This is a genomic window from Halomarina litorea (assembly GCF_024227715.1).
GTDB lineage: Archaea > Halobacteriota > Halobacteria > Halobacteriales > Haloarculaceae > Halomarina > Halomarina litorea.
This window is the reverse complement of the sequence record NZ_CP100448.1, coordinates 1715388-1731108: the sequence shown is the minus strand read 5'-3', so window position 1 is coordinate 1731108 and position 15721 is coordinate 1715388. Positions and strand designations below refer to the sequence as shown.

15 protein-coding genes and 2 pseudogenes are annotated in these 15721 nt (G+C 70.2%); 10 read left to right on the top strand and 7 right to left on the bottom strand.

Translation table 11 applies throughout. The annotated features are described in order from the left end of the window. Positions 1 to 42 precede the first annotated feature (42 nt). Entirely contained in the window at positions 43 to 1089 is a 1047-nt protein-coding gene (locus NKG96_RS09455; protein ID WP_254534695.1) for an NAD(P)/FAD-dependent oxidoreductase, read from the bottom strand. Between the two features lie 135 nt (positions 1090 to 1224). Between NKG96_RS09455 and NKG96_RS09450 the strand changes: the two genes are divergently transcribed. Both NKG96_RS09450 and NKG96_RS09445 read left to right on the top strand, forming a co-directional pair. Continuing rightward, entirely contained in the window at positions 1225 to 2457 is a 1233-nt protein-coding gene (locus tag NKG96_RS09450; RefSeq protein WP_254534694.1) for a thiolase domain-containing protein, read from the top strand. Further along, on the top strand, positions 2454 to 3845 hold the full coding sequence (locus NKG96_RS09445) for a zinc ribbon domain-containing protein (RefSeq protein ID WP_254534693.1): 1392 nt from the start codon (positions 2454 to 2456) through the stop codon (positions 3843 to 3845). Before NKG96_RS09450 ends, NKG96_RS09445 begins: the two co-directional genes overlap by 4 nt. A gap of 49 nt (positions 3846 to 3894) precedes the next feature. On the opposite strand, the gene rtcA is transcribed toward NKG96_RS09445, so the two are convergent. Next, complete coding sequence (gene rtcA, locus NKG96_RS09440; protein ID WP_254534692.1) at positions 3895 to 4920, bottom strand: RNA 3'-terminal phosphate cyclase; 1026 nt, start codon at positions 4918 to 4920, stop codon at positions 3895 to 3897. A 207-nt stretch (positions 4921 to 5127) separates the two neighbouring features. Between rtcA and NKG96_RS21015 the strand changes: the two are divergent. The 3 genes and pseudogenes from NKG96_RS21015 to NKG96_RS09425 all read left to right on the top strand — a co-directional run. Then, positions 5128 to 5606 (top strand): annotated as a pseudogene (locus NKG96_RS21015) (CapA family protein); the annotation flags it as partial. A gap of 48 nt (positions 5607 to 5654) precedes the next feature. Further along, a complete protein-coding gene (locus tag NKG96_RS09430) occupies positions 5655 to 5831 on the top strand; it encodes an HVO_2753 family zinc finger protein (protein ID WP_254534690.1) in 177 nt (58 codons plus the stop codon). 2 nt (positions 5832 to 5833) lie between these two features. Continuing rightward, on the top strand, positions 5834 to 6100 hold the full coding sequence (locus NKG96_RS09425) for an elongation factor 1-beta (RefSeq protein WP_254534689.1): 267 nt from the start codon (positions 5834 to 5836) through the stop codon (positions 6098 to 6100). A 64-nt stretch (positions 6101 to 6164) separates the two neighbouring features. Here the strand turns inward: NKG96_RS09425 and NKG96_RS09420 are convergent, their stop codons facing one another. The 3 genes and pseudogenes from NKG96_RS09420 to NKG96_RS09410 form a co-directional block, all read right to left on the bottom strand. Next, the gene (locus tag NKG96_RS09420) at positions 6165 to 7790 is read right to left on the bottom strand and encodes a choice-of-anchor I family protein (RefSeq protein WP_254534688.1); all 1626 of its coding nucleotides are present in this window, start codon (positions 7788 to 7790) and stop codon (positions 6165 to 6167) included. A 270-nt stretch (positions 7791 to 8060) separates the two neighbouring features. Then, positions 8061 to 8263, bottom strand: a pseudogene (locus tag NKG96_RS09415) (MBL fold metallo-hydrolase); the annotation flags it as partial. Between the two features lie 306 nt (positions 8264 to 8569). Continuing rightward, positions 8570 to 9115 carry a CBS domain-containing protein gene (locus NKG96_RS09410; RefSeq protein ID WP_254534687.1) on the bottom strand — a complete coding sequence of 182 codons (546 nt, stop codon included), beginning with the start codon at positions 9113 to 9115 and terminating at the stop codon, positions 8570 to 8572. A 112-nt stretch (positions 9116 to 9227) separates the two neighbouring features. Here NKG96_RS09410 and NKG96_RS09405 point away from each other — a divergent pair, with 112 nt between their 5' ends. From NKG96_RS09405 to NKG96_RS09395, 3 genes are all read left to right on the top strand, one after another. After that, positions 9228 to 9944 carry a helix-turn-helix domain-containing protein gene (locus tag NKG96_RS09405; protein ID WP_254534686.1) on the top strand — a complete coding sequence of 239 codons (717 nt, stop codon included), beginning with the start codon at positions 9228 to 9230 and terminating at the stop codon, positions 9942 to 9944. 91 nt (positions 9945 to 10035) lie between these two features. After that, positions 10036 to 11589, top strand: coding sequence for an APC family permease (locus NKG96_RS09400; RefSeq protein ID WP_254534685.1), 1554 nt, complete (start codon positions 10036 to 10038; stop codon positions 11587 to 11589). A gap of 2 nt (positions 11590 to 11591) precedes the next feature. Further along, positions 11592 to 12794 carry a M20 family metallopeptidase gene (locus NKG96_RS09395; protein WP_254534684.1) on the top strand — a complete coding sequence of 401 codons (1203 nt, stop codon included), beginning with the start codon at positions 11592 to 11594 and terminating at the stop codon, positions 12792 to 12794. A 16-nt stretch (positions 12795 to 12810) separates the two neighbouring features. Here NKG96_RS09395 and NKG96_RS09390 read toward each other — a convergent pair whose 3' ends face one another. Beyond that, positions 12811 to 13170: a DUF555 domain-containing protein gene (locus tag NKG96_RS09390; protein WP_254534683.1), complete on the bottom strand. Its 360-nt coding sequence runs from the start codon at positions 13168 to 13170 to the stop codon at positions 12811 to 12813. 259 nt (positions 13171 to 13429) lie between these two features. On the opposite strand from NKG96_RS09390, the gene NKG96_RS09385 reads away from it, so the two are divergent. Further along, positions 13430 to 13603 carry a hypothetical protein gene (locus tag NKG96_RS09385; RefSeq protein WP_254534682.1) on the top strand — a complete coding sequence of 58 codons (174 nt, stop codon included), beginning with the start codon at positions 13430 to 13432 and terminating at the stop codon, positions 13601 to 13603. Positions 13604 to 14031: 428 nt separating this feature from the next. Beyond that, positions 14032 to 14733, top strand: coding sequence for an archaeal proteasome endopeptidase complex subunit beta (psmB, locus tag NKG96_RS09380; RefSeq protein WP_254534681.1), 702 nt, complete (start codon positions 14032 to 14034; stop codon positions 14731 to 14733). Between the two features lie 71 nt (positions 14734 to 14804). Here the strand turns inward: psmB and NKG96_RS09375 are convergent, their stop codons facing one another. Next, complete coding sequence (locus NKG96_RS09375; RefSeq protein WP_254534680.1) at positions 14805 to 15527, bottom strand: DUF7344 domain-containing protein; 723 nt, start codon at positions 15525 to 15527, stop codon at positions 14805 to 14807. Between the last annotated feature and the right edge of the window lie 194 nt (positions 15528 to 15721).

Genomic DNA, 15721 nt, shown 5'->3' with positions numbered 1-15721 from the left:
AAAGAAGCAAGTACCTTTCTGCTGTAGTTTCGTCGGAGTCGCTCAGTCGTCCGACTCCGCCGACGCGACCCGCTTGCCGCGTTCGCGTTCGAGGTCCTCCAGGTAGTCGTCGGCATCGAGGGCGGCCATCACGCCCATCCCGCCCGCGGTGGCGGCCTGCTGGTAGTGGAAGTCCACCACGTCGCCCGCGCCGAACAGGCCGGGGACGGCCGTGGCCGTCTGGTTCCCGCCGCGTCCGCCCTGCGTGACGATGTAACCCTCGTCGTCGAGTTCGACGCCCGTCTCGGCGAGATAGCCCGTGTTGGGCGTGTGGCCGATGGCGAGGAAGACGGCACCGACCTCGAAGTCGAACTGTTCGGTCTCGGGGTCGTCGAGTCTCTCGCTCGGGTGTCCCGTCGGGTTCCGGGCGAGTCGGACGTGGTCGACGCCCGCCTCGGCCGAGCCGTGAATCTCCAGCAGTTCCGTGTTCGTCAGGAGTTCGATGTCGCCCGCGTCGACCTTCTCCTGGACGCGGTCGATCCAGTAGTCCTCGGCGCGGAACTCCTCGCGGCGGTGGGCGACGTAGACGGTGTCGGCGAACTTCGTGAGGAAGGTGGCTTCCTCCATGGCGGCGTCACCCCCGCCGACGACCAGCATGTCCTCGTCGCGGAAGAACGCGCCGTCGCAGGTGGCACAGGTGGAGACGCCGTAGCCCATCAGGTCGTCCTCGCCGGGGACGCCGAGGGTGCGCGCGCTGGCCCCCGAGGCGGCGATGAACGCGTCGGCCGTGTAGGCGTCGCCGTTCTTCAGTTCGACGTGGAACAGGCCGCTCTCGTCGCGCGCGACGCGGGTGATGACGCCGTGTTTCACCTCGGCACCGAACTTCGTCGCCTGCTCCTTCATGTTCTGGACGAGTTCCGGGCCGGAGATACCCTCCGTGAAGCCGGGGTAGTTGGCCACGTCCGTCGTGAGCGTCAACTGCCCGCCGGGTTCGGTCCCCTCCAGCACGAGCGGTTCGTTGTTCGAGCGCGCGGCGTAGATGGCCGCCGAGAGGCCGGCGATGCCGGATCCCGCGACGATGAGCCGACGGTGGGGAGTGTCGTCCGTCATTACCTCCGCTAGCCACGTTCGGGCATTGTAGCTTTCGCACGAGTGTGCGCCCCGCAACCGTCCGCGACGGCGAGGTGGCGTCGAAACCCGCCGGAAACCCCCACCGTCATACTCCCCCGCACGAAGGCACGAACCATGACAGAGGCATACGTGGTCGGGGCGGGCCAGTCCGACTTCGGCACGTTCCCCGACGAGAGCTACCGGTCGCTGTTCGCGACGGCCTTCGAGGCCGCCCGCGACAGCGTCCCGAAGGGCATGGACACGGACGACATCGACGAGGCCGTCGTCGGAACGCTCGGCGTCGGCGGCCGCCAACTGGGCCTGCCCGGTCCCGCCGTCACCGAACACGTCGGTCTGGAGGGCGTCCCGTGTACGCGCGTCGAGAACGCCTGTGCCGCCTCGGGCTACGCGGTCCGGCAGGGCGTACAGGCCATCCGCTCGGGGATGGCCGACGTGGTCCTCGCCAGTGGCGTCGAGGTCATGACCGACGTGTCCAGCGAGGCGGTCCGCTACTGGCTCGGCGTCTCCGGCGAGACGGAGTGGGAACGTCTCTCCGGGACGACGTTCGCCGGGGTGTACGCCCAGATGGCCAGCGCGCACATGGCCGAGTACGGCACCACGAAGGAGCACCTCTCGCAGGTCGCGGTCAAGAACCACGCCAACGGGGCGAAGAACCCCCACGCACAGCTCCGCTTCGAGTGCTCGCTGGAGGACGCGATGAACGCCCCCACCGTCGCGGACCCACTCAACCTGTATCACTGCTGTCCGACGACCGACGGCGCGGCCTGCGTCCTCCTCGTGAGCGAGGACGTCGTCGACGAGTTCACCGACACCAGAATCCGCGTCGCGGGAGTCGGGGCGGCCTCCGACGCCGTCGGCCTGTTCCAGCGCGACACCTACACCGGGGTGCCCGCGAGCCAGCGCGCCGCGTCGGACGCCTACGACATGGCCGGTGTCGGCCCCGCGGACCTCGACTTCGCGGAGGTCCACGACTGCTTCGCCATCGCGGAGCTGATGGCCTACGAGGACCTCGGGTTCTGCGAACCGGGCGAGGCCGGCGAGTTCGTCGCCTCGGGCGCGACGCGACCGGACGGCGAGATTCCCGTCAACACCTCGGGCGGCCTGAAGAGCAAGGGCCACCCCATCGGCGCGACGGGCGCCGGACAGGTCACCGAGGCGTTCAAACAGCTCTCGGGCGAGGCGGGGGACAGACAGCTCGACGGTCCGAGATACGGCCTGACACACAACGTCGGCGGGTCGGGCGGGGCTGCAGTCGTCCACGTATTTGAACGCGAGGAACCACGTTCCTCGGGAGGGTCGAGCGGTCGTAGACCGCGAGACGGCGAGGACGGGGGTGAGAGCGCATGACTGGCCTGCGAATCAGCGCCGTCGGCGCGTACGCGCCCGAGCGCCGCGTGTCGAGCGAGGAGTTCGCCGAGGCGTGGGGTCGCTTCGAGGCCTCCGGCGTCGAGTCCGTGGCAGTCCCGGCCGCCGACGAGGACACCTTGACGATGGCCGCCGCCGCTGGCCGCAACGCCCTCGATGCGGCCGACGTCGACGGGGAGGCCGTCGAGTGGCTGGCGTTCGCCTCCACGACGCCGCCGCTGGCGGAGGAGGACCTCACGCCCCGCCTCGGGTCGATGCTCGGCGTCGGGGAGGGCGCACGCCACCACACGTTCACCGGGAGCACGCGCGCCGGGACGCGCGCCCTGCTCGCCGCACCGACCGACGGGACGGCGCTGGTCGTCGTCAGCGACGCCCCGAGAGGTGCGCCGGACAGCGCCGAGGGGCAGGGCGCGGGTGCCGGTGCCGCCGCGTTCCTCTGTACCCGCGACGGGACCGCGGAGGTCACGCAGGCGAACGAGCACGTCAGTCCGTACCCCGGCACGCGCTTCCGGCGGACCGGCGATGAGGAGGTGACGGGCCTCGGCGTCACCAGCTACGACCGGCAGGCGTTCACCGAGACGCTGGCGAAGGCCGCGGCCGGCGTCGAGACGGACGACGCTGACGCGGTGGCCGTCCAGTCGCCCGACGGGAAACTCCCCTACCGCGCGACGGGCGCGCTGGGCGTCGAAGCCTCGGTCGTCGCCGCCTGCGAGACGGTGAGCGAACTGGGCGACACGGGGGCGGCGAGCGTCCCCCTCTCGCTGGCGCGGGCGCTCGCAGACGGACACAGGACGGTCCTCGCCGCCGCCTTCGGGAGCGGTGCGGGCGCGGACGCCCTCCGAGTCGAGGCGGACGGCGAGGTGCCCGCGACGCTCGAACTGGACGCGGGCGAATCGGTGACCTACGCCGAGTACCTCCGCCTGCGCGGCGAGATTACCCGCGAGGGCCTCGACACCGGCGCGGCGTACGTCTCGGTGCCGACGTGGCGGCGCTCCACCCCACAGCGCCACCGCCTCGTCGCCGGAGAGTGCCCCGAGTGCGGCGCGCTCGCCTTCCCGCCGGAGGGTGCGTGTCCCGGCTGCACCGACCTCGTCGAGTTCGACCCGGTCGAGTTGCCCGGGGAGGGGACCATCGAGGCGGTGACGACCATCGGGCGCGGCGGCGCGCCCCCCGAGTTCGCGGCACAGCAGTCGAGAGGCGGCGCATTCGGCGTCGCCCTCGTCCGGTTCGACCGCGAGGGCGAGTCGGTGAGCCTCCCCGGCCAACTCGTCGGCGAGGCCGAGGTGGGCGACACGGTGCGGGGCGTGATTCGGCGCATCTACACGCAGGAGGGCGTGACGCGCTACGGGACGAAGTTCGCGCCGCAGTAGGAGACCTCTCGCCGCGCGGCGCCCTCGTCTGGGCCTCGCGGGAGTGACTCTACCCGAGCGTATCGGTGACCGACAGCAGGACCCCCTGTCCGTCCCGCTCGGTCCGTTCGACCGCACAGCCGAAGGCGTCGAGGACGGCGAGGTGGGTCGCGACGTGGTCCGTCACCTCCGGGACGAGCACCTCGCCGCCGGCGAACGCGAGGAAGGGGAGCACCTGGTCGGCCATGTAGCCGTCCACGCACCCGAACCCGACGTGGAAGGCGGCGAAGTCCTCGACGGCGGCCCGGCCCACGTCCTCGGCGGGGACGCCACGTTCGCCGAGGGCGTCGAACCCGGCGCGGGTCCCCCCGTACGCGGCGTCGAGGACGACGACCGACCCCGTCGACCGCGTCTCGGCGTACTCGACGGCCGCCACCTCGCAGGGGACGCCCATCTCGTCGAGCGCCGCCATCGCGCCCTGTGCCTGCCGGCCCGCCACCTCGCTCTCGACGAGCGACTCGCTCGCCGTCGAGTACACCTCGACCGAGCGCAGGTCCCCCCGGTCGGTGAGGTCGATGGGGGAGAGCGACGACGGCGCGAGCGAGAGCGTCACCCGCCCGCCGCCCGCCGGGTAGAACCCGCGTCGGTCGGGGGTGACGATGGCGTCGAGGCCGACGCCCGTGAGCAAGGGCAGTTTCACCCGCCGGATATAGTCCAGCGGCGGTGCCCACTTCACGTCGGTCCCGCCCGTGGCGACGACAGTCAGGGGGTCGGACAGGACCGGCGCGAGGGGGAGCAGGGCGTCGAACAGGAGCGTGACGCTCCCGGCCGTCCCGATGTCGGCTTCGACCTCCCCGCCGTGGAGGTCGCCCGGGTCGAACCTGACCGTCTCGCTCCCCTCGCTCGCGCCCGTCACCTCGGCGTCACAGACTGCCGCGAGCGCCTCCACGGCCGCGAGGTGCTGCGGTCGCAGGCCGGGGTTCGGGCGCGCCCCCCGGACGTTCGCGAGTTCGACCGGTTCGCCCGTCGCGGCCGAGAGCACGAGGGCGGTCCTGACCACCTGCCCGCCGCCGGCGGCCCCGTCGAGATCGAGCATCAGCGTTCGCCCACGCGGCGCCCCGCGGCGGTCGGCCGCTGCTGGCGTCGTCGGTCGGCCGCACGTCCGTCCCGGCGGAGACCCGTCTGGGGGAAGCACATACCCCGTGATGCCGGCGCGGCGCCATATCCCTGGCGGTGCGTCGTGCTACCGAACGCCGTACGTTCGCTGACCGCCTACCCCCCGGTATGGTCACGCTCGGGGTGACCGGCGACGTTCCCGGTCGGGGACGTTCGGGTCGCAATCGTCGCGTTCACCGACAACACCCTCGAGTTCGCGGCCGGCGCGGACAGTCCGGGGACGGCCCACGTCGACATCGCGCCCAGCGACCGGTGGCTGGCCGACGAGGGGGTCGACCTCGTCCACGGCCACAGCGCGCACGTCTTCCAGGGCGTCGAGGTGTACGGGGGGTCGCTCGTCCTGTACGACACAGGCGACTTCGTCGACGACTACGCCGTCGACCCCGTCTTGCGCAACGACCGGGGGTTCTGCTTCGGGGTGGAACTCGGCCCGATGGGCGTCGAAACGCTCCGCCTCGCCCCAACGGAGGTGCGGGACTACGCCGTCCACCGGGCGAGCGACGCAGCGGCGCGTGGTCCCGCGACCGGATGGAACGGCGCTCCGGGGTGTTCGGGACGCGCTTCGAGCGCGACGGCGGGACGCTCGTGTGCCACGTCACCGAGTGACGTCCCCCTTTAACAACAATTAAACCGCGCCGTCCGTTCAGGTGAACCATGAGCGCAGAACAGCGACAGGCGCGCAAGTGCGTCTCCTGCGGTATCAACATCTCGGGGACGACTGCGGCCGCCTTCAAGTGCCCCGACTGCGGGCACCAGATCTACCGCTGCTCGAAGTGCCGCAAGCAGAGCAACCTCTACGAGTGCCCGGACTGCGGGTTCACGGGGCCATAACCATGGGGAAGGTCGCCGCGAAACTCAAGGTCATGCCGCAGAGTCCCGACGTGGACCTGGACGCCCTTCAGGAGCGTCTGGAGGACTCCCTTCCGGAGGGCGCGAAGATCAACGGCTTCGAACGCGACGACGTCGCGTTCGGCCTCGTCGCCCTGCTCCCGACCGTCATCGTCCCCGACGACGCCGGCGGCACGGAGGCCGTCGAGGAGGCCTTCGAGGGCGTCGAGGGCGTCGAGAGCGTGAAGGTCGAGAACGTCGGCCGCATCTGAGTCGGCCACCGACGAACGAACGACCGCGTTTTCCGGACTCCGGTGGGACGCCGAGCGGCCGCGCTCACTCCCCGCCGGTCGAACGCACCCGATAGAGCGTCGTCGTTCCGCTGAGTTCGTTGCCGACCGCGACCAGCGGGTCGTCGAGCGGACTCGCCTCGCCGTCGACGAACGTCACCCCCTCCGGGCCGAGGTCCCCCGCCGCGCTCGCCTCGCGCGGGCCGCTACCGATGTCGTCCTCGGGGTCGACGTCGAAGTCCCGCGCGTTGAGGTACTGGGCGAACCGCGGCCGACGGGGGTCAGTAACGTCGTAGACGACGAGGCTGGCGATGCGTTCGAGGCCGACGAAGGCGTACGTGCGACCGTCTACTTCGCCGAGAGCGATGCCTTCCGGCTCCGGTCCCATGTCGGTGCTCCGGGCGAGCGGTTCGTTGTCGAGGCCGTCGGCGTTGAAGTAGCCGGGGTGGTGCATCGCCACGAGCAGTTCGAACGCCGCGCCGCTGTCGTACACCAGATCGCCGTCGGTCGTCCAGATCGCGAACGACCGCCCGCCAAAGGAGTAGAGGTCCTCGAAGCGCCCGTCGCCGTCGACGTCCCCGCGTTCGGTCGTCACGGTCAGGTTGCCGAGGTTCTCGGGGCGCGCGAGGTCCGCGACGGAGTCGACGCCGGCGACGGTCGAGAGGTCGAAGGCGTCGGGATCGAGGTCCAGGTCCCCCACCCGGGCCACCTCACTGTAGCCTGGGTCGTCGCGGCGGGTCCCCTCGTTTGCGGTGACGAGGTACTCCTCGCCGTCCGCCTCGTACAGCGCCGCCGCGTCGGGCTGGTACATCCCGTAGACGGGCCAGTTGCGGACGCAGACCCCACCGTCAGCGTCGCTCGCGTCGAGTTCGTTGCCGGGCCGGCGGTGGTCCTTGGCCCCCAGCGGGTGGACGTCGGTCCACTCCCTCGCTTCGACGTCGAGGACGGCGATGGCGTTGTTCGGCTGGAGGACGACGTACGCCGTCCTCCCGTCGCCCGAGAGCGTGAGGTACTCGGGTTGGACGTTCCGAGAGGCACGGATCTCGTTGTGGTCGCCGGGACCGAACAGGCGGACCCCCCGTTCGCGCAGTTCGTTCTCCCGGCCGTCGAGGGCGGTGAAGTCGACCACCTCGGCGGTCGGGTCGTCCGGGTCGCTGGCGTCGACGACGGCGACGGCAGCGGGCGGGTCGCGTTCCCAGTCCTCGTCGGGTTCGGCGGCGCAGGCGACGAGGACCCGTTCGCCCTCGGGGTGGAACGTCACCATGTCGGGCATCGCCCCCACCTTGGCGGACCCGCGGGCCGTCAGGTCGCGGGCGTCGAAGAACACCACTCGGCCGGGATCCTGCGGGTCGGCGGCATTCGTCGCCACGGCCAGCAGACCGTCGTCGTGGGCGACGTTGTTCACCTCGCCCGCCCCGTCCCACGCCTCCGAGAGGGAGAGCGTCTCCACCTTCGCCGGTGTGCCGGGGTCGTCGATAGCGAGGACGTCCACGCCGCCAGCCTCGGCGTTGACGACGAACAGGTAGTCCGTCTCGGGGTCGTGGGCGAGGATCTCGGCCGCGTCGGCGGCGAACTCCCCGGAGGCGTACCGTCCCACCTCGACGAGGTGGACGCTCCCGTCTGGACGCCGCGTCGTCCGGTCGCCCGCTGCCGGGCCGTCCCGCGGGGTCATCGCCCACCCCGGCGTTCGCGTTCGGTCAGTCCGGTCGTCACCGCTTCCGTCGCCGCAGCCGGGTCGCTGTCCATGGTCACAGTTGACGACCGGGCTACGTCTAGCTTCGGGCGACGCCGTTCCGCGTCAGTCACGGGGGAAGGCGCGCACGCTGTCGTCGAACTCCCGTTTCCGTTCCTCGCCGACGTCGGCCACGGCGCCGGCGAACAGTTTCAGGCGCGCGTCGGGGACGCCCGATACCGTCCGTTCGAGCGGGTCGTCGGGGAAGAACGCGTCCTCGCCCGCCACTCGCTCGACGCCGTCGGAGTCGTGGTGGTGGTCGTGGGTGACGCAGACGAGGTCACCTCCCGCGCCCGGTAGTCCCGCCCGTCGGGGTGGCCCACGGCTTCGGTGTCGGGTTCCCACTCGCCGGTGAGCACGCCGTACCGGCCGGGGTCGAGGTAGGTGACGAACCCGTCGTGGCGTATCGTCATGTCAGTCGATGAGAGGGAACGGGACAAAAGGAGGGAGGTGGCAGCAGGCGGGTGCGGCCCGCGCTGCGAGTACGGTCAGCGGGCCGGTGCGGAGAACGCCAGCGCGGCACCCGCGAGCGAGTGGAACGAGCGAGCGGCAGTTTTTCGTGCCATTGCGAGACGCGAAGCGTCTCGCAGGCTCCCAGAAGCTTCGTCACCAGAACGCTCCGCGTTCTGGTTGCCAGCGGGACCTCCGGTCCCGCGCGCTTGCTGGGAGAGGGTTTTCGAGGAGCGGGTCGCGGAGCGACCCCGACGAAGAAAACGGTGCTATTGTAGATGGACGGCCACGTCCGCCTCGGTGATGATGCCGGCCATCTCGCCGTTGTCGATGACGATGACTGCGTCGTGGTGGTCGAGGTGGTTGTCTATCTCGTCCAGCGTCGCGTCTGGCGCGACGGTGGTGATGGACTCGCGCATCACGTCGGCGATGGGGAGGTCGCCGAGGCCCTCGTTGTCGTCGACGCGGCGCACGTCGCCGTTCGAGAGGATGCCGACGGGGTAGCCGTCGCGTGCGACGGGGACCTGCGAGTAGCCCTCGTCGCTCATCGTCTCGACGGCGGCGCGCACGCTGTCGTCCGGTGCGACGGCGACGACGGGGCCGTGCATGATGTCCTCGGCGCGGAGGATGCTCCCCTCCGCCTCGTCCAGTGCGTTGACGATGCGCCGGAGCGTCGAGAGGCGGGGGTCGACGTCGTCGCCCTCGATGCGGGCGATGAGTGGCTGTGAGACCCCCGCACGCTCCGCCAGTTCGCTCTGTGTCAGTTCCAGTTCCGTCCGACGTTCGCGCAGGTCCTCGGGCGTCGGCAGGTCCATGGCAGACGATAACCCTTAGTTATACAAAAGGGTTCTGACTATGCAGGTCGGCGACAGGGTGCGACGCCGTCGGATAGACTTTTCAGCACCGCACGCCGTGGTAGAGTGGACCATGGACGACGGGCCGACGGCGGGTGGCGGGAGTCGCCTGACCCTCGACATCTGGCACCCGAACTGCTGGACGCTGGAGGTGACCGAGGCGGTACCGGCGGGACTGCTCGGTCACGGCGTCCACCACGTCGAGGGGCGGGCCCGCGGGCGGTTCACGGCGTACGCCGACTCGACGGCGGACCTCGACGCCCTGCTGGCCGCTATCGAGGACTCGCCGCTCACGGAGGCCGTCTGGAGCGTCGACGGCCCCCGGACCGTCGACGACGAGGCACTCGCGCCCGGGAGCGCGACGCAGGGACTCGTCGTCGTCTACGACCTCGACAACAGCATCAACGACGCCCTCGTCTCGCGGGGGTTCATCCCCGACGAACCGGTGCGGATGGTCGGCGGGCGCGAGTACTGGACCGTCGTGGTCGACCGGGACCGGACGGCGGTTCGGGCGGCGCTCGACGAGATACGTGACGAGATGGACGCCGACGTCCGCGTCGAGCACATCGCCCCGCTCTCGGACGGCGTCGGCAGCGGGATGCTCACCCCGGACGTCCTCTCCGAGCGCCAGCGCGAGGTGTTCGACCTCGCGCGCAAGCGGGGCTACTACGAGTGGCCCCGCGAGGTGTCGGCGGCGGACCTCGCCGACGAACTGGGCGTCTCGAAGCCGACGCTCCTCGAACACCTGCGGAAGGCCGAGGCGAAACTCCTCGGCGGCGGGGAGGAGTAGTCCGGCCCGCGCGCTGCGACCTGTCGTTCCGACGAGGACCCATCCATGCTAGGGAGGGGAGGTAAGCCGGGCGATTGCCACCCATTCGCACATGTCTTCACCCACTGAACCGGCCGACAACAGCCTCGCCCGCGACATGGGGCCGCTCGGGGCGGTGGCCACCGTCGTCGCCGGGACGCTCGGTGCGGGGCTGTTCGTCACCCTCGGGACGGCGAGCAGCACCACCGGTCCGAGCGTCATCCTCGTGGTGGCGTTCTCGGGCCTGCTCGCGATGGCCATCGCGACGAACTACAGCTGGATGGCCACCATCTTCCCCGGCGCGGCGGGGTCGTACACGTACATCTCCCGGACCTTCCGGAGCCGCCTGCCGGGGTTCGTCGTCACGTGGTCGAAGTGGCTCGGCTACATGGCCGCGGACGCCGTCCTCGCCATCGGATTCGGGAGCTACCTCAAGGTGTTCTACCCGAACACCACCCTCCCGTTCGGTATCGACTTCACCGTGGGCGTCGGCTTCGCGCTCCTCACCGCCCTGTTCCTCGTCAACCTCGTGGGGACGAAGGGGTACAGCGTCTCGCAGAACGTCATCTTCGGCCTCCTCGTCCTCTCCATCCTCGTGCTCGTCGTGCCGGGGCTGTTCTCCATCGACACGGCGAACTACCGGCCGTTCTTCACCGGCGGGTTCGACGGCTTCGTCGCCGCCGCCGTCCCGCTGTTCTACGCCTATATCGGCATCGCCGTCGCGGGGCAGATGGGTGCCGAAGTGAGAAACCCGGGACGGAACCTCCCGCTGGCGATGGTCGGCGGGACGGCCATCCTCATCACGCTCTACATGCTGACGGCGGCAGTCATCTACGGCATCGTGGGCGACTACACCGTCCTCGCGAACTCCGAACGCCCCCTCGCCACGGCGGCGGAGGCGTTCCTCGGCGACATCGGCGTCGCCATCGTCGCCATCGGCGGTCTACTGGCCACCGCCTCCAGCGTCCACGCCGTCATGGCCGCGGGCATCAAGATGCCCTACTCGTGGTCGTGGGACGAGGTGTTCCCCAAGCAGTTCTCCGCCGTCAACGACCGCTTCCGGACGCCGCACTGGTCGCTGCTGGCGCTCTACCTCGTCGCCAGCGCCCTCACGTTCTGGTCGGGCGGCCTCGACAAGGCGCTCGCCATCGCCACGTTCAGCTACCTCATCGCGTACCTCACCGTCTCGCTCACGGCGGGCTACGTCTACGTGAAGCGCGCCGACATCGCCCGACGCGCGGCGTTCCAGCCGGGGTCGTGGTTCTACCTCTCGGTCGGGGTGGCGGTCCTCGGCTCCGCCGGTCTGTTGACGCAGGCAGCCAACTGGCTGGGCGTCCTCTCCGTCGACTGGGGGAGCGTCGTCGGTGCCCTCGGGTCCGGTGACGTCCTCGCGGCGGGGGCGATGGTCAACGGCGCCGTCCCGACGCTCAGCATCTACGTCCCGTGGCTCCTCGTGGGCCTCGGCATCTTCGAGGTGTACCGCCGCCGAGGGGAGGCGTACGGCACCGACGTCTCCGCCATCCTCGACACCCTGCCGGGCGTCCCCAGCGACGAGTGGAACCCCGACATCCGCGAGGACCGCGACGTGACCGACGACACGACACCCGCGCCGGGGGCGGGTGATTAGAGATGTCCGAGACCGAACTCGGAATCGACCCCCGGACCACCATCGACCTCCTGCAGGACCTCGTGCGGATCCCGAGTCCGTACTTCGAGGAGGCCGAGATCAGCGAGTTCGTCTACGAGTGGCTGGACGAACGCGGCCTCGACCCCGAGTACCACCACGTCTCGGAACCGCAGATTACGGGCTACGAGGGCGACAACGTCGTCGCCCGACTGGAGGGGAGCGACCCCGAGGCCCCGACGCTCCTCCTGAACGCCCACGTGGACACGGTGAAGCTCGTCGAGGCGTGGGAGGAAGACCCCTGTTCGGGGCGAATCGAGGACGGCAAGCTGTACGGACAGGGCGCCTGCGACATGAAGGGCGGCCTCGCCGCGGTCATGGTCGCCTTCGAGGCACTCGCGGAGTCTGACCTCTCGGGCGACGTCCTCCTCACCGCCGTCGTCGACGAGGAGGGTCCCTACGGACTGGGGGCCGACGCCCTCATCCGGGACGGCTACACCGACGACTGCGACGCGGCCATCGTCACCGAACCCGGACCGGTTCTCGCGCAGTCGGACGTCGAGAACCCTGCGTTGATTCTCGGTGCGCGCGGGCGCTACCTCTACGACGTCGAGGTGACCGGGAGGGCGGCCCACGGCTCACAGCCCGGGAAGGGCGTCAACGCCGTCGTGGACGCCGGGCGAGTGGCCGAAGCCCTCTCGGAGATGGCCGTCGACTCCCACCCCGACCTCGGCGACGGGTCGGTCTGTCCCCTCCTCCTCGAAGGGGGGAGCCAGACCCTCTCGGTGCCGGAGTCCGCCCGACTGATGGTCGACCGCCACGTCGTCCCCGGCGAGACGAAGGCGGTGGTCAGAGAACAGGCCGAGTCGGTCGTCGCGGACCTGAACCTCGCGAGCGACGTGGAAATCGGGTTCCGCGAGGCTCCCGCCGAGGACATCTACTACGGCCCGTACGTCACGAGCGAGGACCACTCGCTGGTGCGGTCGCTCGCAGACGCGACGAACGGCGTGACCGGAGTCGACCCCGACGTCGCGTACTTCTCCAGCGTCGGCGACTTCAACTACTTCGGCGACCGGGCGGGCCTCCCGACGGTCATCGTCGGACCGGACGGCGAGAACATCCACTCGGCGGGGGAGTTCGTCTACACCGACGAGGTGGTCGAGGTGGCCCGCATCGTCGCGGGGGCGGCCCGCACGTACCTCGGCTGACTCTCTCTCGTCCGGTTCAGTCCTCGTCCTCGTCGTCGATGGGGAACGTCTCGATGACCTTCAGCGGGACGTTCCGGAGGGCGCCGCCGATTTCGCTCTTGGCGATGCGGTGGGCGTGCTGTTCGCCGTCGGCGTTGAACACCTTCATCTCCAGGAGGAGGCCGACGAGGGCGGTGTCGGCGGCGATGAACGCCGAGTCGAACGTCTCCCCGCAGGCCGGGCAGGGCGTCCCCCCCACCTCGACTTCCACGTAGTCGAGGTCCTTCTCGTTGAGGCGCTTGCCGGCCTCGCTCACGGCCACGCCGATGGCGTCGTCGATACCGTCCACGTCACGGACCAGCCACGCCGCTTCCAGCGCGACGAGATAGTTGCTCATACCGGTGGTCCGGCATCCACCCTATCGGGCCTTGTGGTTCGCCGCGCACGTCACGCCGAGTATCGAGATAACTTATGCCGATAGTCGACGGCTCCCGAGCGGATAGTACTCTTCCCTGTCGGCGCCGGTCCAGTCGAGTTGTGCCACACGCAGGTGGGGTTGAATCGCACTACGACGGAGCCGTGTGGTGCGATACCGTCCCCGGCGATTGCCACAAGAGCTTTACTACCGGTCGGAATGCGAGGTGGTGAGCAAAGCAATGTTCCCACGGCTCCGGTCACTACTGCTACTCGCCCTGTACCAGTCCTGCCTGTTCGTCGGCATCCTCCTGCTGCCGGTGGCACTCGTCGCCCGCCGCGTCGGCATCCCCTTCCCCTTCCACCGGGTGGTCCGGCGGCTCGCCGACGCAACCGAGCGAGGCCTCCCGAACTGAACGGGACACACACCACTCTTCGGAGACCCCACCTCGCGAGCGACGCCGTCTGTCGCTGCGGCCGTCACCTCGCGCCCGGTCGGGCCAGTCGGTGGCAAGGCGACTCGTATATACGTACGGGTGGACCGAACTGGCACCCCGCGTCTCCACCTCCCGTGAGACTGAACGGGGCCCTACCCGATTTCGGGGGGTTCCGTTGAGCTTGAAAGGCGCAAGGTATTACCCCACCCCCGAGAAAGCCCAGTAGGTCGGTGACGGGGAGGCCGGTGAGTATGGGAGCACCGTCTTGCCGTCTCACCGGCCTCCCCACGCGAGGGGCGAATCGTTGCTCGTCGAGCGACGCGTCTCCCGGGTCCGTCCGGGAGCGGGTAGCGCTCGGCGCGCCCGTTGGGTAATCTATTTCCGCGCCGGACGGGTACCACGTCGTAATGCACTCCGGCATCGAGGACCGGCGAGACTACACGCCGCCCATCTACGAACCAGAGCTCGGCGAGTTGCCGAACGTGACCGAGAAGGACGCCGAGAAGGTCAATCAGACCGGCACGACCACCGTCGGTCTCACCACCACCGACGGCGTCATCATCGCGACGGACATGCGCGCCTCCCTCGGCGGGCGGTTCGTCTCGAACAAGAACGTCCAGAAGGTCGAACAGATCCACCCCACGGCCGCCCTCACGCTCGTCGGGAGCGTCGGCGGCGCCCAGTCGTTCATCCGCAACCTACGCGTCGAGGTGGACCTCTACGAGGCCCGCCGCGGCGAGTACATGAGCATGCAGGCGCTCTCGACCGTCGCTGGCAACTACGCCCGCGGCGGCCCCTTCTTCGCCATCAACCCCATCCTCGGCGGCGTCGACGACGAGGGCCACCACGTCTACTCCATCGACCCCGCCGGCGGCGTCATGAAGGACGACTACACCGTCACCGGGTCCGGCCTCACCGTCGCCTACGGGACGCTCGAACGCGAGTACACCGACGACCTCTCGAACGAGGAGGCGAAGAAGGTGGCCGCGAGCGCCGTCAAGGCGGCCGTCGAGCGCGACACCGGGTCGGGCAACGGCGTCTTCCTCGCCGAGGTCACCGACGAGGGCGTGGACATCCACGGGCACAAGGACTTCGACGAGGTCCTCTGAGCAGGCAGTCCCGACCGTCGCACCGTCCTCTCTCGACGCTGAATCGCGAGCGACCGCACCGGCCCGACCGCCTACTGGCGTTCGGTCCGTCCGCCGTCACCGGGGAGCGGCGCGGTGACGGGCAGCGCCCCCCGTTCGAGGGCGAGCGTGTCCGTCTCCTGGTCGTACTCGACGACGCCCGCCTCCGCTAGCGGCGGGACGTGGTCGTGGTACAGCGACAGGTACACGTCGAGGACCGACGCGGCGGGGACGTCGGTGATGGGCGTCCCGTGGTCGGCGACCGCCACCTCGTCGGCGACGTCGGCGAGGCTCACGGTGTGGTGGTCCCAGAGCAGGGAGAGCGCGCGGCGACGCCACGGGTCCGCGAGCAGGTCGAACCACTCGTCGAGCGTGCAGTGGCGGTCCTCGTCGAGGGTCCCCTCGACCCGGTCGACCCACGCGAGGAGCCACTCGACGGTGTCGTGTCGCGCGAGGACGACCGCCTCGGCGGGGTCGAACTCGAGGACGCCCGCCTCCGAGAGCGCGGGGAGGTCGACGTGAAAGAGGACGGTCGCCGCCTCGCGCCGACGCAGGCCGTCGTCCTCGGCGGCGAGGAGGCCCACGAGGTCGGCGAAGCGGGCGCCGTCGTCCGCCTCGCGCCGGAGGTGACAGAGGAGGCGGCGACGGCGCTCCTCGGCGAGGAGGCCGTAGAACGCGTCGAGGTCGAGGGCGGTACCCGCTGTCTCGCGCGAGACTCGGCCGTCGAGTACCGCGATAGGCGAGGGGCCGTCCGTGTCGTCGTTCGTTGTCGTCATGGCGACGTGATCTCGTGGCGCGACCGGACTGCCGAGTGGCCGCCGTCCGAAGCGACGGTCAGTCGACTGCCCGCCCTTGCCCGAGAGGACGAACGCGAACCCGCCCGCACCTGTCCGTGAGTGAATCTTCGACCAGCGACACATATACTTTGTTGCTCGTCCCCGCGGGCCGTACCGGACTACGGGAGGGTCGC